Annotated in this window: 17 protein-coding genes, 1 tRNA gene and 2 pseudogenes; 8 read left to right on the top strand and 12 right to left on the bottom strand. The window is 76.2% G+C overall.

The window, feature by feature from the left end:
• Positions 1-100: 100 nt before the first annotated feature.
• The gene (locus ACWENR_RS03865) at positions 101-922 is read left to right on the top strand and encodes an SURF1 family cytochrome oxidase biogenesis protein (RefSeq protein WP_452275539.1); all 822 of its coding nucleotides are present in this window, start codon (positions 101-103) and stop codon (positions 920-922) included.
• Positions 923-1,103: 181 nt separating this feature from the next.
• A complete protein-coding gene (locus ACWENR_RS03860) occupies positions 1,104-1,904 on the top strand; it encodes a hypothetical protein (protein WP_452275538.1) in 801 nt (266 codons plus the stop codon).
• Positions 1,905-2,000: 96 nt separating this feature from the next.
• Here the strand turns inward: ACWENR_RS03860 and ACWENR_RS03855 are convergent, their stop codons facing one another.
• The 4 genes and pseudogenes from ACWENR_RS03855 to ACWENR_RS03840 all read right to left on the bottom strand — a co-directional run.
• Positions 2,001-3,584 carry an ATP-dependent DNA ligase gene (locus ACWENR_RS03855; RefSeq protein WP_452275537.1) on the bottom strand — a complete coding sequence of 528 codons (1,584 nt, stop codon included), beginning with the start codon at positions 3,582-3,584 and terminating at the stop codon, positions 2,001-2,003.
• Positions 3,585-3,643: 59 nt separating this feature from the next.
• A complete protein-coding gene (locus tag ACWENR_RS03850; RefSeq protein ID WP_452275536.1) occupies positions 3,644-3,850 on the bottom strand; it encodes a hypothetical protein in 207 nt (68 codons plus the stop codon).
• Between the two features lie 77 nt (positions 3,851-3,927).
• Entirely contained in the window at positions 3,928-5,280 is a 1,353-nt protein-coding gene (locus tag ACWENR_RS03845; RefSeq protein WP_452275585.1) for a M20/M25/M40 family metallo-hydrolase, read from the bottom strand.
• Positions 5,273-6,161, bottom strand: a pseudogene (locus tag ACWENR_RS03840) (uridine kinase family protein); the annotation flags it as partial. The gene ACWENR_RS03845 and the pseudogene ACWENR_RS03840, both read right to left, overlap by 8 nt.
• 6 nt (positions 6,162-6,167) lie before the next feature.
• On the opposite strand from ACWENR_RS03840, the gene ACWENR_RS03835 reads away from it, so the two are divergent.
• Positions 6,168-6,569, top strand: a complete 402-nt coding sequence (locus ACWENR_RS03835; protein ID WP_452275584.1) for a rhodanese-like domain-containing protein — start codon at positions 6,168-6,170, stop codon at positions 6,567-6,569.
• A 184-nt stretch (positions 6,570-6,753) separates the two neighbouring features.
• Here ACWENR_RS03835 and ACWENR_RS03830 read toward each other — a convergent pair whose 3' ends face one another.
• The 3 genes from ACWENR_RS03830 to ACWENR_RS03820 all read right to left on the bottom strand — a co-directional run bounded on the left by ACWENR_RS03830 (position 6,754) and on the right by ACWENR_RS03820 (position 10,506).
• Complete coding sequence (locus ACWENR_RS03830) at positions 6,754-8,295, bottom strand: cobyric acid synthase (RefSeq protein ID WP_452275535.1); 1,542 nt, start codon at positions 8,293-8,295, stop codon at positions 6,754-6,756.
• A complete protein-coding gene (locus tag ACWENR_RS03825) occupies positions 8,292-9,296 on the bottom strand; it encodes a cobalamin biosynthesis protein (RefSeq protein WP_452275534.1) in 1,005 nt (334 codons plus the stop codon). The genes ACWENR_RS03830 and ACWENR_RS03825 overlap by 4 nt, the downstream gene beginning before the upstream one ends.
• A gap of 439 nt (positions 9,297-9,735) precedes the next feature.
• Positions 9,736-10,506, bottom strand: a complete 771-nt coding sequence (locus tag ACWENR_RS03820; protein WP_452275533.1) for a single-stranded DNA-binding protein — start codon at positions 10,504-10,506, stop codon at positions 9,736-9,738.
• Positions 10,507-10,849: 343 nt separating this feature from the next.
• Between ACWENR_RS03820 and ACWENR_RS03815 the strand changes: the two genes are divergently transcribed.
• Together ACWENR_RS03815 and ACWENR_RS03810 are read left to right on the top strand one after the other, a co-directional pair.
• Entirely contained in the window at positions 10,850-11,278 is a 429-nt protein-coding gene (locus ACWENR_RS03815; protein ID WP_452275532.1) for an HPF/RaiA family ribosome-associated protein, read from the top strand.
• Between the two features lie 200 nt (positions 11,279-11,478).
• Positions 11,479-12,516, top strand: a complete 1,038-nt coding sequence (locus ACWENR_RS03810; RefSeq protein ID WP_452275531.1) for an alpha/beta hydrolase — start codon at positions 11,479-11,481, stop codon at positions 12,514-12,516.
• Positions 12,517-12,535: 19 nt separating this feature from the next.
• Here ACWENR_RS03810 and ACWENR_RS03805 read toward each other — a convergent pair whose 3' ends face one another.
• Positions 12,536-13,234 (bottom strand): hypothetical protein, encoded by a 699-nt coding sequence (locus tag ACWENR_RS03805; protein ID WP_452275530.1) that lies wholly within the window; start codon positions 13,232-13,234, stop codon positions 12,536-12,538.
• Between the two features lie 166 nt (positions 13,235-13,400).
• Here ACWENR_RS03805 and ACWENR_RS03800 point away from each other — a divergent pair.
• Positions 13,401-13,473: transfer RNA gene (locus ACWENR_RS03800), tRNA-Arg, on the top strand.
• A 124-nt stretch (positions 13,474-13,597) separates the two neighbouring features.
• Here ACWENR_RS03800 and ACWENR_RS03795 read toward each other — a convergent pair.
• The 4 genes from ACWENR_RS03795 to ACWENR_RS03780 form a co-directional block, all read right to left on the bottom strand.
• Positions 13,598-14,785, bottom strand: coding sequence for an MFS transporter (locus ACWENR_RS03795; protein ID WP_452275529.1), 1,188 nt, complete (start codon positions 14,783-14,785; stop codon positions 13,598-13,600).
• Positions 14,786-14,817: 32 nt separating this feature from the next.
• Entirely contained in the window at positions 14,818-15,813 is a 996-nt protein-coding gene (locus ACWENR_RS03790) for a hypothetical protein (RefSeq protein ID WP_452275528.1), read from the bottom strand.
• Positions 15,807-16,136: a PadR family transcriptional regulator gene (locus ACWENR_RS03785; RefSeq protein WP_452275527.1), complete on the bottom strand. Its 330-nt coding sequence runs from the start codon at positions 16,134-16,136 to the stop codon at positions 15,807-15,809. The genes ACWENR_RS03790 and ACWENR_RS03785 overlap by 7 nt, the downstream gene beginning before the upstream one ends.
• Before the next feature lie 116 nt (positions 16,137-16,252).
• Positions 16,253-16,876, bottom strand: coding sequence for a hypothetical protein (locus tag ACWENR_RS03780; protein ID WP_452275526.1), 624 nt, complete (start codon positions 16,874-16,876; stop codon positions 16,253-16,255).
• 267 nt (positions 16,877-17,143) lie between these two features.
• Here ACWENR_RS03780 and ACWENR_RS03775 point away from each other — a divergent pair, with 267 nt between their 5' ends.
• On the top strand, positions 17,144-18,322 hold the full coding sequence (locus ACWENR_RS03775) for a sensor histidine kinase (protein WP_452275525.1): 1,179 nt from the start codon (positions 17,144-17,146) through the stop codon (positions 18,320-18,322).
• A pseudogene (locus tag ACWENR_RS03770) lies at positions 18,312-19,108 on the top strand (hypothetical protein); the annotation flags it as partial. The gene ACWENR_RS03775 and the pseudogene ACWENR_RS03770, both read left to right, overlap by 11 nt.

Raw genomic sequence — 19,108 nt, 5'->3', positions numbered from 1 at the left:
CCGGACCGGCCGGCGTGGGCCGGTCGCTCCGATCGTCGGTTCGGCGCCTACCGGGGCCGTCGAGGCCAGTGGCCCGGAGCACAGGGGTAGCCTCGTTGTCGTGTACCGGTTCCTGCTGACGCCGCGCTGGCTGGGCATCCTCGCGCTGACCCTGGTCGCCTCGGCCGTGATGGTGCTGCTCGGCAACTGGCAGCTGGACCGCTACCACGGGCGTACGGAGATCAACGAGCGGATCGACGCCGGCCTGCGGATGGACCCGGTGCCGCTGCGCGACGTGCTGCCCGCCCCGACCGGCGGCAGCGGCACGGCCGGTCCCGCGCCCGCCGAGGAGAGGTCGTGGACCAGGGTCACCGTGACCGGCCGCTACGACCCGGCGAACATCGTCCTGGTCCGGGGCCGCTCGGTGGACCGCAAGGTCGGCTTCGAGGTGGTGACCCCGCTCGTCCTGGCCGACGGCACGGCGGTGCTGGTGGACCGCGGCTGGATCCCGCCGGCCCGCGGCGGCGACGCCACCGTCCAGCCGGAGGTGCCGGCCACCCCGACCGGCGAGGTCACCGTGACCGGCCGGGTGCACCTGAGCGAGAGCGGCTCGGTCGGCGTCTCGCGGCGCGAGGGCAAGCTGGAGACCCGGCGGATCGGCGTGCCCCGGCTGGCGCGTGAGCTGCCCTACCCCGTGCACGGGGCGTACCTGCTGCTGGACGAGCAGGCCCCGGCGGCCGATCCGGTCTTCAAGGACGTGCCGGTCGGTCACGCGAACAACTGGCAGAACCTCGGCTACGTCGTGCAGTGGTGGATCTTCGCCGTGATGACCCTCTTCGGCTACGGCTGGGTGGCCCGGCGGGAGGCCCGCCGGCTGGCGGGCGTGGGGTCCGAGCGCCCCACCGACCGCGCCGCCGAGCCCGCCTCGCACGCCACCGCCTGACCCCGTCGCGGCCGGCACCCGCCCGGGCGGTCTGCGATCGGCGGCCGGCGGCCGGGTGGTTGACGGTCGGCGGTCCGTTCTTCCGGACGCCCCGCCCGGGACGTTCCGATCCGGATCCGGACGGTCTGCGGGGCATCGGTCGGGCCGGTCGAGGTTGTAGGGTCCGCCACATGATCAACGCGTGTGGGGGGTCGCGGTGACCCCCGACTCCACGATGCCGCCGCCGGAGCCGGTGACGCAGCCGGTCCCCTCGACCGACCCCTGGGTGGCCGCCCCGCCCCCGCCCACCTACGCGGAGCCGCCGGCGCACCGTCCCGCGCCGCCCGCCACCGCGGAGTTCCCCGCACCGCCGGCCACCGGTCAGCCCTTCGCGCCGCCGGCCACCGGTCAGCCCTCCGCCCCGCCGGCCACCGCGGAGTTCCCCGCGCCGCCGTACTCCGCCCCGCCGGTCACCGCGCCCTACTCGGCCCCGCCCGGCGCGCCCTACTCCGCGCCGCCCGGCGCGCCTTACTCCGCCCCGCCCGGCGCGCCCTACTCCGCCCCGCCCGGCGCAGCGCTCGCCCGGCCCGGGCCGCACCCGCCGGTGATGGCGCCCGTGCCGGCGCTGCCGGGCGGCTATCCGCCGCCGCAGGGCGCGGTGGCGGTGCAGATCGGCGAGATCCTGGTGAGCCCACCGGTGATCCGTACGCCGGCCGGCGTGCTGCCGCTCGCCGGTGCGTCCTGGCACGTCACCGACTACTGGCAGAAGGAGGAGAAGACCGCGCAGTGGGCCATCGTCTGCGCGATCGTCGGCTTCTTCTGCCTGACGATCTTCAGCCTGCTCTTCCTGCTGATCAAGGAGACCCGGCACCACGGCACGGTCCAGGTCAGCGTGATGAACGGCGCCCAGCAGTACGTGGCGCGGATCCCGGTCACCGACCAGGCGCAGGTGCAGCACATCAACAACCAGGTCAACTACGCCCGTTCGCTGTCGACCATGTGACCCGGCGGCCGGCCCCGTCACGCTCCCGGCCGGCGTGGCCGGGGCCCGCCACCGGGGAGGCGCGGCCGGAGCGGCGCGTGACGGGGCGGCCGGTGGTCAGCCCGTGACCCGGCCGGCGTGGATGGCGCGTACGGCGTCGATGGTGTCGGCCTCGGCCGCCGTCTTGTCGTCGCGGTAGCGCACCACCCGGGCGAAGCGCAGCGCCACCCCGCCCGGGTAGCGGGAGCTGGTCTGCACCCCGTCGAACGCGATCTCGACGACCTGCTCGGGACGGACCCGCACCACCCAGTCGCCGCGCTCGACGGCGAGGGAGAGGAACCGCTCGGTCTGCCAGCGCAGCACCTCGTCGGTGAGGCCCTTGAACGTCTTGCCGAGCATGACGAAGTCGCCGGTGCGCGGGTCGCGCGCGCCCAGATGCAGGTTGGACAGCCAGCCCTGGCGCCGGCCGCTGCCCCACTCGACCGCGAGCACCACCAGGTCGAGGGTGTGCCGGGGCTTGACCTTCACCCAGGCGGCGCCCCGGCGGCCGGCGTCGTAGGGAGCGTCGGGCGCCTTCACCACGACCCCCTCCTGGCCGGCGTCGATCGCGGCGGCGAACGCCTCGCCGGCCCGCTCCGGGCCGTCGACCTCCATCCGGCCGACCAGCAGCGGCGGGTCGACCGCCGCGGCGAGCGCCGCCCAGCGCTCCCGGCCGGGCAGGTCGATCAGGTCGTCGCCGTCGACGTGCAGCAGGTCGAAGAAGTAGGGCGTCAGCACCGGCTCGCCGGTGGTCTCGGCGGCGGCGAGCACGGCCGGGGCGACCGGGGCGCGGCCGGTGGTGCTCGGCGTGGTGCGCCGGGCCGCCCGGCTCGACGTCTCCTGGAACGGCAGCGGCCGGCCCGTCGCGTCCAGCCCGATCGCCTCGCCGTCGAGCACCAGCTCACGGGCGGGCAGCGCGCGCACGGCGGCGACCACCTCGGGCACCCGGGCGGTGATGTCGTCGAGGCTGCGGGTGAAGACGGCGATGTCGTGGCCGGAGCGGTGCACCTGGATCCGGATGCCGTCGAGCTTGACGTCGACCACGGCGGGCGTGCCGGTGGCCGCCAGCGCCTCGTCGACCGAGGGCGCGCTCTGGGCCAGCATCGGCGCGAGCGGGCGGCCGACCTGGAGACCGAAGGCGGCCAGCGCCGACGCGCCGCCGTCGAGCGCGGCGACCGCGACCGCCCGCAGGTCGCCGGCGAGCAGCAGGGCCCGGCGTACGGCGGCGACCGGCACGTCGGCCGCCCGGGCCACCGCGTCGGCGAGCAGCCCCGCCTGGGCGCCCTGCCGCAGCTCGCCGCTGAACAGGCCGGTCAGCAGCCGCTGCTCGTCGGCGGTGGCTGCGGCGTAGAGCGCGCCGAGCAACTCCCGGCGGCGCGCCTGCGAACCCGGCCCACGCACGGCCGCGATCTCGTCGATGGCCGCGTCGACAGCGGCCACGGTCAGGGTCGGCTCGGCCGCCGGCGGCGGCAGGTCACGCAGGCTGGCCCAGCCCACCCCGGTCTGCCGCTGGCGCAGCTCGCCGGCCAGCCACCCCGCGCCGGCGGGAACCTCGTCGGGGTCGAGCGCCCGCAGCGCCTCGGCCAGCAGCTCCACCTTGGCCCGGCGGGCACGGGTGGCGCCGACGGCGGCGGAGGTGGCTGCCAGATCGAGGAACCGCACGGACCCCATCCTGCCAGCCACCCCCGACACCACCCGGGCATTGCCGTGCCCGGGTGGTGTCAGGCCGAGACCGGTTCCTCGATGCGGAGCCCGCGGGCGCGGACCTCATCGGCGACCCGGGAGAGCACCGTGTCGAGCGCGACCAGGGCGGCGGAGAGCTCGCCGAGCTGTTCCTTGAGCGTGTCCTCGGACCACGCGGAGACATCGACGTCCCCCAGAGCGCTGACGGCGGCTTCGAGCCGGCCCATCACCTCGTTCGTACGCATGTTCGAGAGGCTATAACAAGCCCGCGCCCGACACACCGCAAACTCCCACATCGGTCGGGAAGTTACGGTTCCGACACCTAACGCCCGTCGGCGGCGGCCTCGGCGACCTTCTTCAGCAGCAGCGCCTCGGCGAGGCAGACCCGGGCGAACTCGCCGAGGTGCAGGCTCTCGTTCGGGCCGTGCGCCCGCGCGTTCGGGTCCTCGACGCCGGTCACCAGGATCGCCGCCCGCGGGAACATCTCCTGGAAGGTGGCGATGAACGGGATCGAGCCGCCGACGCCGATGTCGACCGGGTCGGTGCCGTCCCAGGCGGTCCGGAACGCCGAACGGGCGGCGTCGAACATCGGGCCGGACGCGTCGATGACGCACGGGTCGCCGTCGTGCTCGAAGGTGACGGTCACCCGCGCGCCCCACGGCGCGTGCTTCTCCAGGTGGGCGCGCAGGGCCGCGTACGCCCGCTTGGGGTCGTCGCCCGGCGCGAGCCGCACGCTCAGCTTGGCCTTCGCCGCCGGGACCAGGGCGTTCGGCGCCTCGCCGGTGGCCGGGGCGTCGATGCCGAGCACGGCGAGGGCCGGCTTGGTCCAGAGCCGGTCGGTGATCCGCCCGGTGCCGATGAACTGCACGCCCTCGGCCAGCCCGGCCTCGGCCCGGAACCGGCCCTCCGGGTAGTCGACGCTCGCGCCCTCCCGGCCGACCAGGCCGTCGACGGCCACGTCGCCGGCGTCGGTGTGCAGGGTGGCCAGCAGGCGGACCAGGGCGGTCAACGCGTCGGGCACCGCGCCGCCGAACATGCCGCTGTGCACGGCGTGGTCGAGGGTGCGCACCTCCACGAAGCAGTTGACGATGCCCCGCAGCGAGGTGGTCAGCGCCGGCACGCCGACGTCCCAGTTGCCGGAGTCGGCGATCACGATGACGTCCGAGGCGATCTCGTCGCGGTGCTCGGCGAGCAGCCGCTCCAGCGAGTCGGAGCCGTACTCCTCCTCGCCCTCGATGAACAGGACGACGCCCACCGGCAGCGCGTCACCGAACGCCCGCAGCGCCGCGATGTGCGCCATGATGCCGGCCTTGTCGTCGGCGGCGCCCCGACCGTAGAGGCGGCCGTCGCGCTCCACCGGCTCGAACGGGTCCGACTCCCACAGCGACAGGTCGCCGACCGGCTGGACGTCGTGGTGGGCGTAGAGCAGCACCGTGGGCGCGCCGGGCGGGGCGGGCTTCCTGCCGATGACCGCCGGCTGACCGCCGGAGCGCACGATCTTGACGTCGAGGCCGCAGCCGCGCAGCAGCTCGGCCACCGCCTCCGCGGAGCGCTCCACGTGCGAGTGGTCGAAGCCCTCGAAGGCGATGCCGGGGATGCGGACGAGGCGTTCCAGGTCGGCCCGGACGCCGGGCATCTCCCGCTCGACGGCGGCCCGGACCTCGGACTCGGACATGATCGGTGTGGTCATGACCGGCATCGTATGCCGGCCTTACCGGACCGCACCGCCCGAGGCCGCGCCCATCCTGGTTAGGGCCGCCGCACGTAGTACCGGTCGGCGTCGTGCGGCAGCGTCGGCGCCCCGTCGACCACCACGTCGGCCCGGGCCTCGGTGCGGTCGGCGGCGAAGTGCGCCCGCTCCCCGAGGTGCCAGCGGCGCAGCTCCGGCAGGATCTCCGGGCCGTCGCGCCGCACGGCCCGGGCGAGCCGCAGCGGCGCCGGGGCGGTGACGAAGACCGCGATCGTACGGTCCGCCGCAGCCGCTGCCCGCGCCGCGCTGACCCCCTCGACCAGCAGGACCGGCGCGACCGGTACCGGCACCGGCCGGGGCAGGAACGCCCGACGGACCCAGCTGTACCGGCGGTACGCCCCCGGTCGCCCGGCGCGCAGCGGCGCGAGCACGCACTCCTCGAGGCGGGGCCAGAAGGTGAGTTGATCGTCCCACCCGTCGAGCAGGTCGTCGGTGTGCACCACGGGCGGGCACACCCCGCCGGGCAGGCCGGCCAGGGCGTCCGCGAGCCTGGTCGCGAAGACGCTCTTGCCCGCGCCGCTCGGCCCGTCCACCGCCACCAGCCGGGTCCGCCCCAACCGCGCCGGGCCGGCGAGCACCCGCCGGGCCAGCCGGTCGTACGCCTCGACCACCGCCACCACCACGGGCCGACGGTAGCGGGCGACCCGGACCGGCCCGGCGCCCCGGCCCGGTGTCCTGGCCCGTCGGAGGCGACAGCCGGGCGGGCACACCGTTCGGGGGTCGCCCGAACGAGCGGTCGTCGGGCGGGCCGGGGCGTTCGGCCGGCGGCGGCCGGGACCGGGCGGGATGATCGGCTGGTGTCCCACAGCGTGATGAGTCCGGGCGTCGAAGCCCTCCTGGAACAGGCCCGCGCCGGGGTACGCCGGCTGACCCCGCACCAGACCGTCGAGGCGGTCCGCACCGGCGCGTTGCTGGTCGACACCCGCACCGACGCGCACCGCCGGGAACAGGGCGACCTACCCGGCGCCATCGTGATCGACCGGTCGGTGCTGGAATGGCGGCTGGACCCGGCCAGCGCCTGGCGCATCCCCGAGGCCACCGGATACGACCTGCGGATCGTCGTGGTCTGCCGGCACGGCTACAGCTCCAGTCTCGCCGTGGCGAGCCTGCGGGCGCTCGGCCTGCACCGCGCGACGGACATGATCGGCGGCGTGCAGGCGTGGCGCGAGGCGGGGCTGCCCATGTCGGACCGGCCGGCCGACGTCCGCCACTGATCCCACCCCACGGCCTCGACCGCCACCCGCCCCGCGGCGGGAATCGGGCAGCGGGCCGGGTCAGGGGGCGGTGCGGGCGCTGGCGAGACCAGCCCCGCCGCGAGAATCGGGTGCGGACCGGGTCAGGGGGCGGTGTGGGCGCCGGCGGGACCTGCCCCGCCGCGAGGATCGGGTGCGGGCCGGGTCAGGGGAGGGCGGGGGCGCCGGGCGGGATGACGGGGAGGCGGGCCGGCGGGCCGGTCTCGACGAGGCGCCAGAGGGCGTCGGTGTCCAGGTGCTCCTCGACGAGGTCGCCGAGCAGGTCCAGGGAGCGCTCGCGGGCGGCGGCGAACGACGTGTCCGGCGCGACCCGGAAGCCGGTCCGGCCGGCCAGCCGGGCCGCCTCGGTCAGGAAGCGCCGGCGGAACCCGTCGGACTCGAAGGCCCCGTGCCAGTGGGTGCCGTGCACGGCGCCGACGACCGCTCCCTCGCCGCTGCCGTCGGCGCGGGTCAGCAGCGGGGTCAGCGCCGGGTCGGCGTGCGAGACGTACCCGTGGTGGATCTCGTAGCCACGGACCGGGACGTCGCCGGCGGTGCCGACCGACTGCCGGACGGTCTTGCGCGGGTCGAAGGTGACCTCGATCGGCAGCAGGCCCAGCCCCGGCACGCTCCCCCGCCGGCTCTCCACCGGGTCGTGGATGGCCCGGCCCAGCATCTGGAAGCCGCCGCAGATGCCGAGCAGCGGCCTGCCCGCCGCCGCGTGTGCCAGCACGGCGTCGGCGAGCCCGGTCTCCCGCAGCCAGGCCAGGTCGGCCACCGTCGACTTCGACCCGGGCAGGACGACGAGGTCGGCGGCGGCGAGTTCCGCCGGCTCGACGGTCAGCCGCACGCGTACGCCGGGCTCGGTGGCGAGCGCCTCGACGTCGGTGGCGTTGCTGATCCGGGGCAGCCGGACCACGGCCACGTCCAGCCACTCGGTGCCGCGCGGGGCGGCCGGCCGGCCGAGCACGCGCCCGTAGGCGAGCGAGTCCTCGGCGTCGAGCCAGAGGTCGAGCGCCCAGGGCAGCACCCCGTACGTCGGCCGCCCGGTGACCTGGCGCAGCATGTCCAGCCCCGGCTGGAGCAGCCCGAGGTCGCCCCGGAACTTGTTGATCACGAAGCCGACGATCAGCGCCTGGTCGGCCGGATCCAGCAGTGCGACGGTGCCGAACATCGAGGCGAACACGCCGCCCCGGTCGATGTCACCGACGACGATCGTGGGCAGATTGGCGTGCCGGGCCAGGCCCATGTTCACGTAGTCGCCGGCCCGCAGGTTGATCTCCGCCGGGCTGCCCGCCCCCTCGCAGACCACCACGTCGTACGCCGCCCGCAACTCGGCGAGCGCCGCGTACGCCGTCTCGGCCAGGCGGGGCCGCAGTGTGCGGAAGTTGCCGGCGGTGACGGTGTCGACCGCCTCGCCGAGCAGCACCACCTGACTCGCCAGGTCGCTTCCGGGCTTGAGCAGCACCGGGTTGAACCGCAGGTCGGGGGCGAGCCCGCAGGCCGCCGCCTGCATCGCCTGGGCCCGACCGATCTCGCCGCCCCGGCCGTCCGCCCCGACGACCACGGCCGAGTTGTTCGACATGTTCTGGGCCTTGAACGGCGCCACCTTGACGCCGCGCCGGTGCAACCAGCGGCAGATGCCGGCGGTGAGCACGCTCTTGCCGGCGTCGGAGGTCGTACCGGCGACCAGCAGCCCGCCGCTCACCGGCCGCTCACCCGCGCCCCCGGGGCGAGGGCGCGGCGGACGACGGAGTTCACCACCCGGCCGACGGTCAGCGGGTAGGCGGCGGCGAGGCCGAGCGCGGCCAGCCCGACGGCGCCCGAGATCCGGGCGGCCCGCTTGAGGTGCCGCGCCTCGGGGCGGGGGCCGTCGCCGAGGAACGGACGCACCTCGGAGCGCCCGAAGTAGACGTTGCGCCCGCCGAGCCGCACGCCGAGGGCGCCCGCCATGGCCGCCTCGCACTGCCCGGCGTTCGGGCTGGGGTGGTCGTTGCGGTCCCGGCGCCACACCTGCCAGGCCCGGTCCCGGTCGCCGTGCGCGACCGGCGCGACCGCGACGGTGAGCAGCCCGGTCAGCCGCGCGGGCGCCAGGTTGAGCAGGTCGTCGAGGCGGGCGGCCGGCGTGCCGAACCGCGCGTAGCGGGGCGAGCGGTGCCCCACCATCGCGTCGAGCGTGTTCGCCGCCCGGTAACCGAGCAGGCCGGGCAGGCCCGCGACCGCCCCCCACACCAGCGGGGCGACGACGGCGTCAGAGGTGTTCTCGGCGACCGACTCCACGGTCGCCCGCGCCAGCTCAGGCTCGTCGAGCGCGGCCGGGTCCCGGCCGCAGAGGTGACCGAGCCGCCGCCGCGCCGCCGGCAGGTCGCCGTCGCGCAGGGCGCGGCCCATCACGGTGGCCTCGTGCCGCAGGGTGCGCCCGCCCAGCACGGTCCAGGTGCCCGCGGCGACCAGCACCGCCCGGGCCACCGGCCGGCGTCGGGTGGCGAGGGTCGCGGCCGCGCCGAGCAGCACCGGCGCACCGACCGCCAGCGCGGCGAACGCGGCGCCGGCGCCCCGGTCCGGGCGGTAGATCCGCCGTTCCAGGGCCGCGGCGGCACGGCCGAAACCTGCCACGGGGTGATACCGACGGGGGTCACCGAGCAACGCGTCGAGGGCGTACCCCGCGACCAGTCCCGCCGCGGTCGCCACCGGCGTCGCCTCTCGCACCCGCCACCACCTCCGGCCGGCCAGCCTAGCCGAGCGGCTCCCCCGGCCCCGGCCGGAGCGCCCCGTTCGACGGGAGCCGTTCGGCGAGCGCCACCCCGTGCAGGCCGCCCTCCGCACAGACCGTCCTCCGCACAGACCGTCCTCCGCACAGGCCACCCTCCGCACAGGCCACCCTCCGCACAGGCCACCCTCCGCACGGGCCGCCCGCCGCCGGTCCCCCAGCACCGGTCGCCCCGCACGGGCCGCCCTCCGCACGGGCCGCCCGGCGTCGGTCGCCCCGCGCGAGCCGCCCCGCGCGGGCCGCCGGTCGTCGGCAGCCGCGAAGTGGGGTGACCGTCGGCGCCGGGGGCGGGCCGAGGGAGACACGCGGGGTGACGACCGGCGCGGCCGGCGCCACCCCGCCCCCGTCGTGTCGCCCTCGGCCGAGGCGGTCAGGCGGTCAGGCGGGCTGTGGCACCCGGCCCCGGCTCCGGCGACCGCGCCCGTTCGGGGCCGCGCCGGCCTCCGTCTGCCCCGTACGCGGGCCCGCCGCGTCGACCTCCTCTGCCGGCGTCGGGTCGCCTTCGTCGGACCCGGGGTCGGCGGACCCCGAGTCGTCGGATCCGGGGTCGTCGGACGCGCCGTCCGCCGGGTCGTCGAAGGGATCGAGCGAGCCGTCGAACGCGGCGTCGGTCGGCAGCCCACGGCCGGGCCGGGACGCCCCGAAGTCGGGCAGCTCGAACTCCTCGTCGAGCGGGCGGTCGTCGGGCAGGGCGGGCGCCTCGCCGTCCGGCACCGGCTCGGTGGTCTCGCCGTGCACGCGGTGCTCGGCCTCCGCGTCCTCCACGGTGCTGGTCGTCATGCTCGGCCGGTTGCGGACGAACCGGCTCCGCCCCCGGGACAGGTCGTGCCCCACGGCGACCGCCTCCAGCTCGTAGAGGGTGCGGTGGTTGCCGGCGTCGTCGGTCCAGTCGCGGGTGTAGAGCCGCCCGCAGACCACCACGGGATCGCCGACCATCACCGAGGCGGCCACCCCCTCGGCCAGCTTGCGCCAGCAGTTGACGCGGACGCGCAGGCTGTTGCCGTCGACCCAGCGGCCGCTGTCGCGGTCGAGCCGGCGGGCCGTCGAGGCGACCTTGAAGTTGGCCACCAGCGTGTTGCTCTGGGTGGTGCGGCGCCACTCCGGGGCGGTCAGCACGTTGCCCACGATCGTGACGTAGGTGTCGAACATCGTCCCTCCAGGGGGAGATCGGGCTTGCCATCGCGAGTCGACTCGGCACCGAGCCTCGGCCCCCGACGGAGCCCGCGCCACCCCCGGCCGCCGACCTGTGGACAACCGGACCGCCTGTGGACAAACCCCTGATCAAGGTCCCGGTGTGCTAGGGCCGAGCGGCCCTGGGCCGCGTACGGCGACCGGATCATGATCGGGATGCCGGAGAGGTCACGTTCCGGACGGAAGGCGGCGGGGTATGGATTCGATCAACCGCACCGCCGACAGCACGACGAACGAGAGGGTCAGCGATCATGATGATGACCACCACCGCAACCGCATCCGTCTTCGGCCAGGTGCGGCGATGAGCGCCGTCGCCAACCCGGCCACCGTCGCGGAGTGCCTGCGGGTCGGCGCCGGGTTCTCCCAGGGCGACCGGAACTGGATCGCGGAGCAGTTCGCCACGCTGGACGCCCGGCTCGCCGGGTTCCACGCCGACGCCACCGAGCTGGAGGTGTCGGTCAAGGACCGGGAGGCCAAGGGCCAGAAGGTCACCCTGGAGTGCTGGATCGCCGGCCGGCAGAAGATCGTCACCACCTCCGCCGAGGAGGACCTGCACGCCGCGCTCAACGACGTCCGGGACGACCTGCGGCGCCGGCTCAACGACGCGAAGACCAAGCAGGAGCCGCGGCACAACAAGCACCTGCGGGACGTCAGCCCGCCGGCCCCCGAGGCCGAGACGCGGACCGACCCGGACACCGACCCGGCCCGCGCCGAGGCCGAGACGGTCTGAGACGTACGCCCGAGGCCCCGTCCGCCGGGTGCGGGCGGGCGGGGCCGGGCACCCGGCAGGCCGGACACCCGAAAGCCGACAGGCCGGGGAAGGAAGGCCGGGCAGCGAGGGAAGCCCGGGCAGCGTGAGGAGCCGGGCGGCGCGAGGAGCCGGACACGCCGGGGCTACCGTCCGGTAGCTTGCGGGCGTACGGTCGGTTCGTGGAACCCGACGTGCTGGGCCCGCCGTACGAGCGGCAGACGATCGACCTGGGCACCGACGACGAGGGACCGGTGGTCGCCACCCTGGTCCGTCGCCGGGCGGACCGCCCGACCAGGCGGGCCGTGCTCTACACGCACGGCTTCACCGACTACTTCTTCCAGGCCCACCTCGGCCACTTCTTCGCCGAGCGGGGGTGGGACTTCTACGCCCTCGACCTGCGCAAGTACGGCCGCAGCCTGCTGCCCCACCAGACCCCGAACTTCTGCCGCGACGTCAGCGACTACTTCCCCGAGCTGGACGCCGCCGCGAAGATCGTCCGCGAGGACGACGGGCACGACGTCCTGCTCGCGATGGGCCACTCCACCGGCGGCCTGATCATGCCGCTCTGGGCGCACGCGCGCCGTGACGCCGGCATCATCGACGGGCTCTTCCTGAACAGCCCCTTCTTCGACATCAACGCCCCCTGGGCCGTCCGCCGGCCGCTCGCCGCCCTCGTCGCGCCGCTGGGCCGCCGCGCGCCCCGGCGCGTCCTGCCGTTCGGGCTCGGCACCGTCTACAGCCAGAGCATCCACGCCGAGCACCACGGCGAATGGGACTACGACCTGACCTGGAAGCCGCTCGCCGGGTTCCCCGTCCGGGCCGGCTGGCTGAACGCCATCCGCGCCGCCCAGCGACAGCTCCGCGCCGGGCTGGACATCCAGGTGCCGGTCCTGCTCGCCTGCTCGACCCGGTCGTTCAAGGGCACGAGGTGGCACGAGTCGGCCGCCCTCGCCGACGCCGTCCTCGACGTCGAGCACATGGTGCGCTGGGCGCCCCGCCTCGGTCGGCACGTCACCGTCGCGCGCTTCGACGGCGGCATGCACGACCTCACGCTCTCCGGCCCCGCCGTACGCGAAAGGGTCTTCGAGGAGGTCGGGCGCTGGGCCGACGCGTTCTTCGACGCCGGGCCGACGACCCTCGACGGGGGGCGCCCACCGGCGAGCCGGCGGCCGGCCGACGACGTCGACCCGGCGGGCGCCCCCGCCCAGGGCGGCTGAGCCGCCCGCCGACGCGGCCTCAGCCGGCGGCGACGACCTCGCGGATGCGGTCGAAGGTGGCCAGCGGGTGACCGCCGTCGCGGGCCGGCAGGACCAGGCCGAGGCACCGCAGCCCCGCCTCGCCGTCGCCGGTCTGGACGCCGAAGACCGGCGCGCCGACGTAGCCGAGGGGCAGCCCGGTGGTGATCCGGACGCCGTCGCCCACCCGCGCGACCCGCTCGATCGCCACCTCCAGCGGCCGGGCGCCGCCCGCGCCGACCCCGTGGGCGAGGACGATGGCGGAACCCGGCTCCGCGCCGACGCGGGCGATCGCGTCCCGGTCGGCCGCGACCGGATCCGGCACCTGTTGGGTACGCCAGCGCCAGCCCGCCGAGTCGGCATACTCGTGCAGGCCGCCGGTGGGCATGATCGCGACGCCGAGGTCCGCCCGGTGCCGCCAGCGGGCGGCGAAGTCGGGCAGCGCCACGGCGTCGCCGGCCACCCCGGCCGGCTCGGTCACGCTGGCCCGCAGCCCGATCTCCCCCACCGGGGCGTGGGTGAGGGCGCCGGCCGTCAGCAGGTACTCCCGTCCCTGCACGCTGAAGAGGAACGCGGTGCCCTCGTCCCGGCCGCCGTCGGCGGCCTCGCCGTCGGTCCGGCGGATGGGCAGGATCGCGCGGCCGAGGAGCTGGCACAGCTCGTAGGCGACGTCGTTCTCGGTGTCGGGGTCAAGCAGCACCAGCCGAGGGTACGACCCGCCGGTCCGGCGGCCGCGCGGACGGCGGAACCGGGGTGACCACCGGCGGGCGTGCGTGCGACCCTGATCGTCGACGTGGGACGCCACCACCCGTTCCACCGGTCACCCGGTGGGCGGCGGTACCCTTCTGGCGCGACACGTACGCCGCGCGCCCGTAGCTCAGCGGATAGAGCAGGGGACTTCTAATCCCAAGGCCGCAGGTTCGAATCCTGCCGGGCGCACAGACACCTCTTCCGACCGAACGATAGGCCGTACTTCGATCTCGCGTGCCTGAACGCGCCGCGTGGTCCCTGGTGGTCAGCCATGGCGCCGACGGTCTGACCACGCGCCGCCCGGCCCGGAAGCTCAGCCGTCGCCCTCGACCACCCGTGCGCCGCGCTGACCGGCGGCTACGACCAGCGCCGCGGCGGCCGAGACCAGCGCGAAGCCCGCCGCCGTCGCGAAGGCGACCCGGGGCCCGTGGTGCTCGCTCACCCAGCCTCCCGTGGCGACCCCGATGGTGCCGCCGAGACCGACCGCGCTCGACACCCAGGTCAGTACCTCGGTGCGACGCGACGCGGGAGCCAGGTCCGCGGCGTGGGTGAAGCCGGTGGCGAAACTGGGGGCGAGGAAGAGACCGGTGACCAGCAGCCCGACGGCGAGCGCCGGGAAGGGCAGGACGGTCAGGGACGCGCAGCCCGCGAGGAGCCCGGCCGCTCCGATCACCAGCCGGTGGCCGACCGGCGCCCGCCACGACCGTGCACCGTAGCCGAGGCCGGCGATCAGGCTGCCGAAGGCGAGGACCGCCAGGAGCGGGCCGGCCCAGGCGCCCCGCCCCGCATTCTCGGCCAGCGCGAGGGTCGCCACGTCGACCGCGCCCAGGAGCGCGCCGATGCCGAGGAGGGCGAGCAGCACCGGCCACACCCCCGACACGGAGTCCGCCGACGCCTGGCCCGTCGCCCGGCGCACCACGGGCGGCGTGGAACTCCGGTGCGACCACAGGACCGACAGGCCGGCGGCGGCCAGCGCCGCCGCGATCAGCACGCCCGCCGATGGCGCGATCGCCGCCGCGACCGACGTGACGACGATCGGCCCCACGACGTAGATGAACTCGTCGACCACCGACTCCCAGGCGAACGCCGACTGGCGTACGGCCCCGGTGGTCAGGTGGCTCCACCGGGACCGCACGATCGCCCCGACGTTCGGCATCAGCAGCCCCGCCACGGCGGCGCAGCCGATCAGGACGGCCACCGGCGCGCCGCCGACCGCGGCGAGGACGAGGCAGACCAGGGCGGCCGGATAGCCGACCAGCAGGACCGGCAGGACGCGGCGCTGGCCGGCCCGGTCCATGACCCGGCCGAGGACCGGCGTCGCCACCGCGCCCGCGAAGACGTACGCCCCGGCGACGACGCCGGCGTCGGCAAATCCCGACCGGGACTGCACCAGCAGGACGATGCCGAGGGAGACCATCGCTATCGGCAGCCGACCCACGAGGCCCGCGACGGTGACCGTGACCGCCCCCGGGCTGCGCCACAACACGGAGTAGGCCGTCATCCCACCGAGGATGCAGGCTTCCGCACGACCGATCAAGCGGGCTGCGGGTCGGCGGTCCCCACGCCGTGGACGTCGCCCCGGTGGCCGGCCCGCCTGCCGGCGAGGAGGAACGCCACGCCGAACGCGGCGACCGCGAGCAGGACGTGCGGGTAGGAGCTGACGAAGAAGATCACCCCGCGGGCGGAGTGGAAGCTGTCCGCTCCCGCGTCGACGGCGGTCTCGAACGGGTGGGACGGCACCAGCCACTGAACGAACCACTTCCACGCCTCGGTACGCGGGGCGGTGGCCGAGCCGAACTGCGCGAACGTGCCGGCGGTGACCGCCACTGCGGCAACCGTCACCGCGCCGAGGAACCCGAGGACCAGGCGACGACGGACGGCCCCGCGCAGCAGCCCGGCGACGGCGGCGAAGCAGAGCAGCCAGGCGACCCAGCTCGCCACCATGCCGTAGGGCTGGCTGCCGAACTCGTAGCCCATCTTGGACACGGCATGACTGCCGCCCACGGCGTCGAGCAGGAAGCCGACGCCCGCCCAGGCCGCGACCACGGCGATCAGGCACAGGCCCAACGACATCGGCCGCACCGCCGACGTGGACCGCCGGCCGACCAGCCACCCGGCGAGCGCGGCCACGACGACGGGGACGAGGGCGACGGCGCCGATGAGGAGCCGGGCGGTCAGGCCGCCGTCGTCGATGATCGGCCGCTCGCCCTCGGCCTGCGCCTGGTAGACGCCGTACCAGGCCCGCTGGATCATGGCGAGGCCGAGCAGGTACGCCGACAACGCCGCCGCGACCGCGACGATCCGTCTCGCGCCGAACGGCGCGTACGCGACGGTGCCCGGGGCGGCCGCGAGGCTCCCGCTGAAGGCGAGCATGCGCCAGTGGCGGACGACGGGACGGGCGGTGTCGTCCCGGGCGATGGTGGCGACCTCGGCGGACCATTCGCGCATCAGGTCGGCGCGCTGCTCCGCCGGCCACCGCCGCGCCGCGAGGCGGAGCAGCCAGTGGGCCAGCGGGTCGACGGTCACCACGCCGGCCTCGCCTGGGCCGATGCGGTGGTGTCCGCGATGGTGGTGGTGGCGCGCAGCTCGGCCAGCGCCGCCCGGGCGTGGGTGACGCCCTCGGCGGTCAGCTGGTAATAGCGCCGGACCGGCCGGCCCGCCTCGGCCGGGTCCTCCTCCTCCCACCGGGCGGTCAGCCAGCCCGCGTCCTGGAGCCGGGCGAGCACCGGATAGAGCGTCCCGCTGGCCACCCCCGTCTGCTGCATCAGTCGCAACCCGTAGTGCTCGCCGCTCGGCTCGTTGAGCAGCACGGCGAGCACCTTGGCCACCGGAACGGTGATTCTCACTCCCATACTCGGAACTCTACATAGCCCCAGGGCCGAGAGTCTACATAGGGTGAACCCGAGCGGCCACGCCGGAACGGCGGCGGCGAGGGCGGGCCGCGACGGCTACGACACTCGCGGGACGGTCACCGGAGCCGGACGTCGAGCTCGGGGAAGTCGTACCAGGTCAGCGCGAACGACGATCCGGCCGGCGGGACCACCGGGTAGACGGCCCAGCTGTCCACCTGCTCGCCCGGCCTGATGCTGAAGGACTCGCCGGCCCGGGTGGCGGCGCACCAGGTCCGCTCGGGGCGCACGGCCCGGCCGTCCGACAGGGTGACCTGGGAGGAGACCAGGTCGACGGCGGCGGTCGGGCAGCTCACCGGCCACCCCACCGGCGAATCGTTGCGGTACCTGATGTTCAGCCGCAGCTTGCCGTCGGTCGTCTCCGCGCTGACCAGCGTGACGCTCATCGAGGCCCGGTCGTAGATGACCTCGTCGAGCCGGTACGTCCGCGGCGCGCGCCGCTCCCCCGACGACTCGGACGGGGTCGGCGCCCCGGACGTGGCCGGCGACTCCGGCCGGGCCGCCGACCCGGTGGGGCCCGGACCGGCGTCACCGGACCCGGTCGCGGGGCGGCCGGTGACGGCGGTGGAGTCGGCCTGCCGGGACGCGCCGCGGTCGGCCAGGTAGGCGCCGCCGAGGGCGCCCACGACGGCGAGGCCCGCCGTCACCACGACGACACCCAGCAGACCCACGTACCTCTTCACGGTCGCTCCCGGCGGGTGAGTACGGCGATGCCGTGAACGTAGCACCGACGTCGAAACGGACGGTGCCGGTCACTCTCCGGCGACCGGCGGGGCGACCGGTCGGCGAATTGGCCGGGGCGACCGGTCGGCGACCCGGCCGCGTTGACCGATCGGCGACACGGCGCGCACCGAGGGTGATCCCGAGCCGGCCCTCGTGTTATTCTCCGGCGTCGATCTCCGCCGCGCGGACCCGGACCGGGTCGTTGTCGCAGAAGGACGCCTCTTCCGATGCCGGCCGTTGCCGCCCCGAGCACGTCGCCGACCACGCTGGACACGCCGGCCGGCGGCGCGTTCGCCCTCATCTTCACCCGGCTGCCGGCGCTGCTGCGCCTGACGTGCGGCCTGGTCGGCGCGGTGGTGGCCCTGTCGGTGCGCACCCCGCCGGTCGAGCCGGCGCTGCTCCTGCCGGCCGTCGGGGCGCTGACCGCCTGGTCGGTCTGGTACGCGTACCGCGCGCTGCGGCACGGCGTCGGTGGCATGCTGGTGGCCGGCGACGTGGCGGCCACCACGGCCACGTGCCTGGCGATCCCGGTGCTGGTGGCGCCCGAGGTGCTCCCCGGCGAGGCGAGCTGGATCGCGGTGCTCGCCAGCACCACGGTGATCAACACGCAGGCCACCGCCCCGGCGCGCTGGTCGGTGCCGGCGGGGCTGCTGGTGGCCGGCGCGTACGCGGTCGGGGCGCACGCCGCCGGCAACCCCGACGAGGCCACCGCGCACGCGGCGACGCTGCTGGTGCAGACCGGCTGCGCGGCGGCGATGACCGCGATCATGCGCCGGCGGATCGGCCGGGCCGACGCCGCCTTCGGCGCCGACCAGCGGCTCACCCGGGAGGCGTTGATCGCGCGTACCGCCCGGGAGGCGGAGCGCCGGCAGAACCGCGACCTGCACGACACCGTGCTGGCCACGCTGACCATGGTCGGGCTGGGCGCGGTCGCCGGCCCGTCCGCGGCGCTGCGCGGGCGGTGCGCCGCCGACCTGCGTACGCTCGCCGCGCTGGCCGACGCGCGGTCGACGCCCGCCGACGGGCCGGTGCCGCTGGACGAGCGGCTGCGGTCGGTGCGGGCACGCCTGCCCGAGCTGCCCGTCGCCGCCGAGTTGACCCCCTGCGCGGTGCCGGCGCCGGTCGCCGAGGCGCTCGCCGAGAGCGCCTACGCCGCGCTGTCCAACGTGGCCCGGCACGCGCCCGGCGCGACCGCCGCGCTGCGGCTGGCCCGGATCGACGGCGCCGTCGTGGTCGAGGTCGCCGACGACGGCCCCGGCTTCGACCCGGCGGGCGTCCCGGCGCACCGGTACGGGCTGCGCGAGTCGGTACGCGGCCGGATGTCCACGGTGGGCGGGCGGGCGGTGGTCAGCTCGCGCCCCGGGGCGGGCACCCGGATCCGGCTGGAGTGGCCCGGTGGCGACTGAGACGACGGCGCCGCCGGCCACGGCGGTGCCGGCACCGCGTACCCCCGGAAACGGCGGACCCCCGGCGGACGCGGCGGCGGCCGTCGCGGACGCCTCCGACCGCGGCGCCCGGGTCGTCGCGGTGGTCATCGCGCTGGCGTGGCACGCGGCGATCGCGTTGCCCGCGGCACTGGGGGCCCGGACGGAGTTCGCCGCGCCGGCGGTGGTCCTCGCCGGCTGGCTGCTCGTCGCGGCCGTCGGCGTGCTGGCCGGCGTGCGGCTGCTGCGCGACGCGCCGCTGCCGGCCTGGCCGGTGGCCGCGCTGCTGCTGGCCGTCGACGCGGCGGTCTTCGGCGCGGCCGGCGACCGGCAGCTCTTCGCCGCCGCGAACTGGGTGTGGGGCACGCTCGGCTGGTTCTTCGTGCTGGCGGTCTGGGGCCGGCGGGTGGCCGGGCTGCTCGCCCTGCTGGGCGCGCACTCGGCGATCGCGCTGGCGGCGGTGCTCGCCCACGGCGCGACGGCCCCCGCCGACCTGGCCCGGTACGCGATGTACGTCTACGGCACCGCGACGCTGCCGGTGGCGGTCTTCGTCGGCGCCACGACGATCGCCACGCTGGCCCGGCAGCGGGCCGCCGCGGCCTCGGCCGCCCACGCGGCGACCGCCGAGCGGGACGCCGCCGAGCTGGCCCGGCGGGAACGGCGCGAGCGCCTCGCGCTGGTCAGCGGGGCCGCCGGGGAGGTGCTCGCCGAGCTGGCCGACGGGCGGGCCGACCCGGCGGACGCGGACGTGCAGCGGCGGGCCGTGCG

Source organism: Micromonospora sp. NPDC004336 (genome assembly GCF_053602615.1).
The sequence above is the reverse complement of the archived record's forward strand: the minus strand, read 5'-3'. Positions and strand labels throughout refer to the sequence as shown.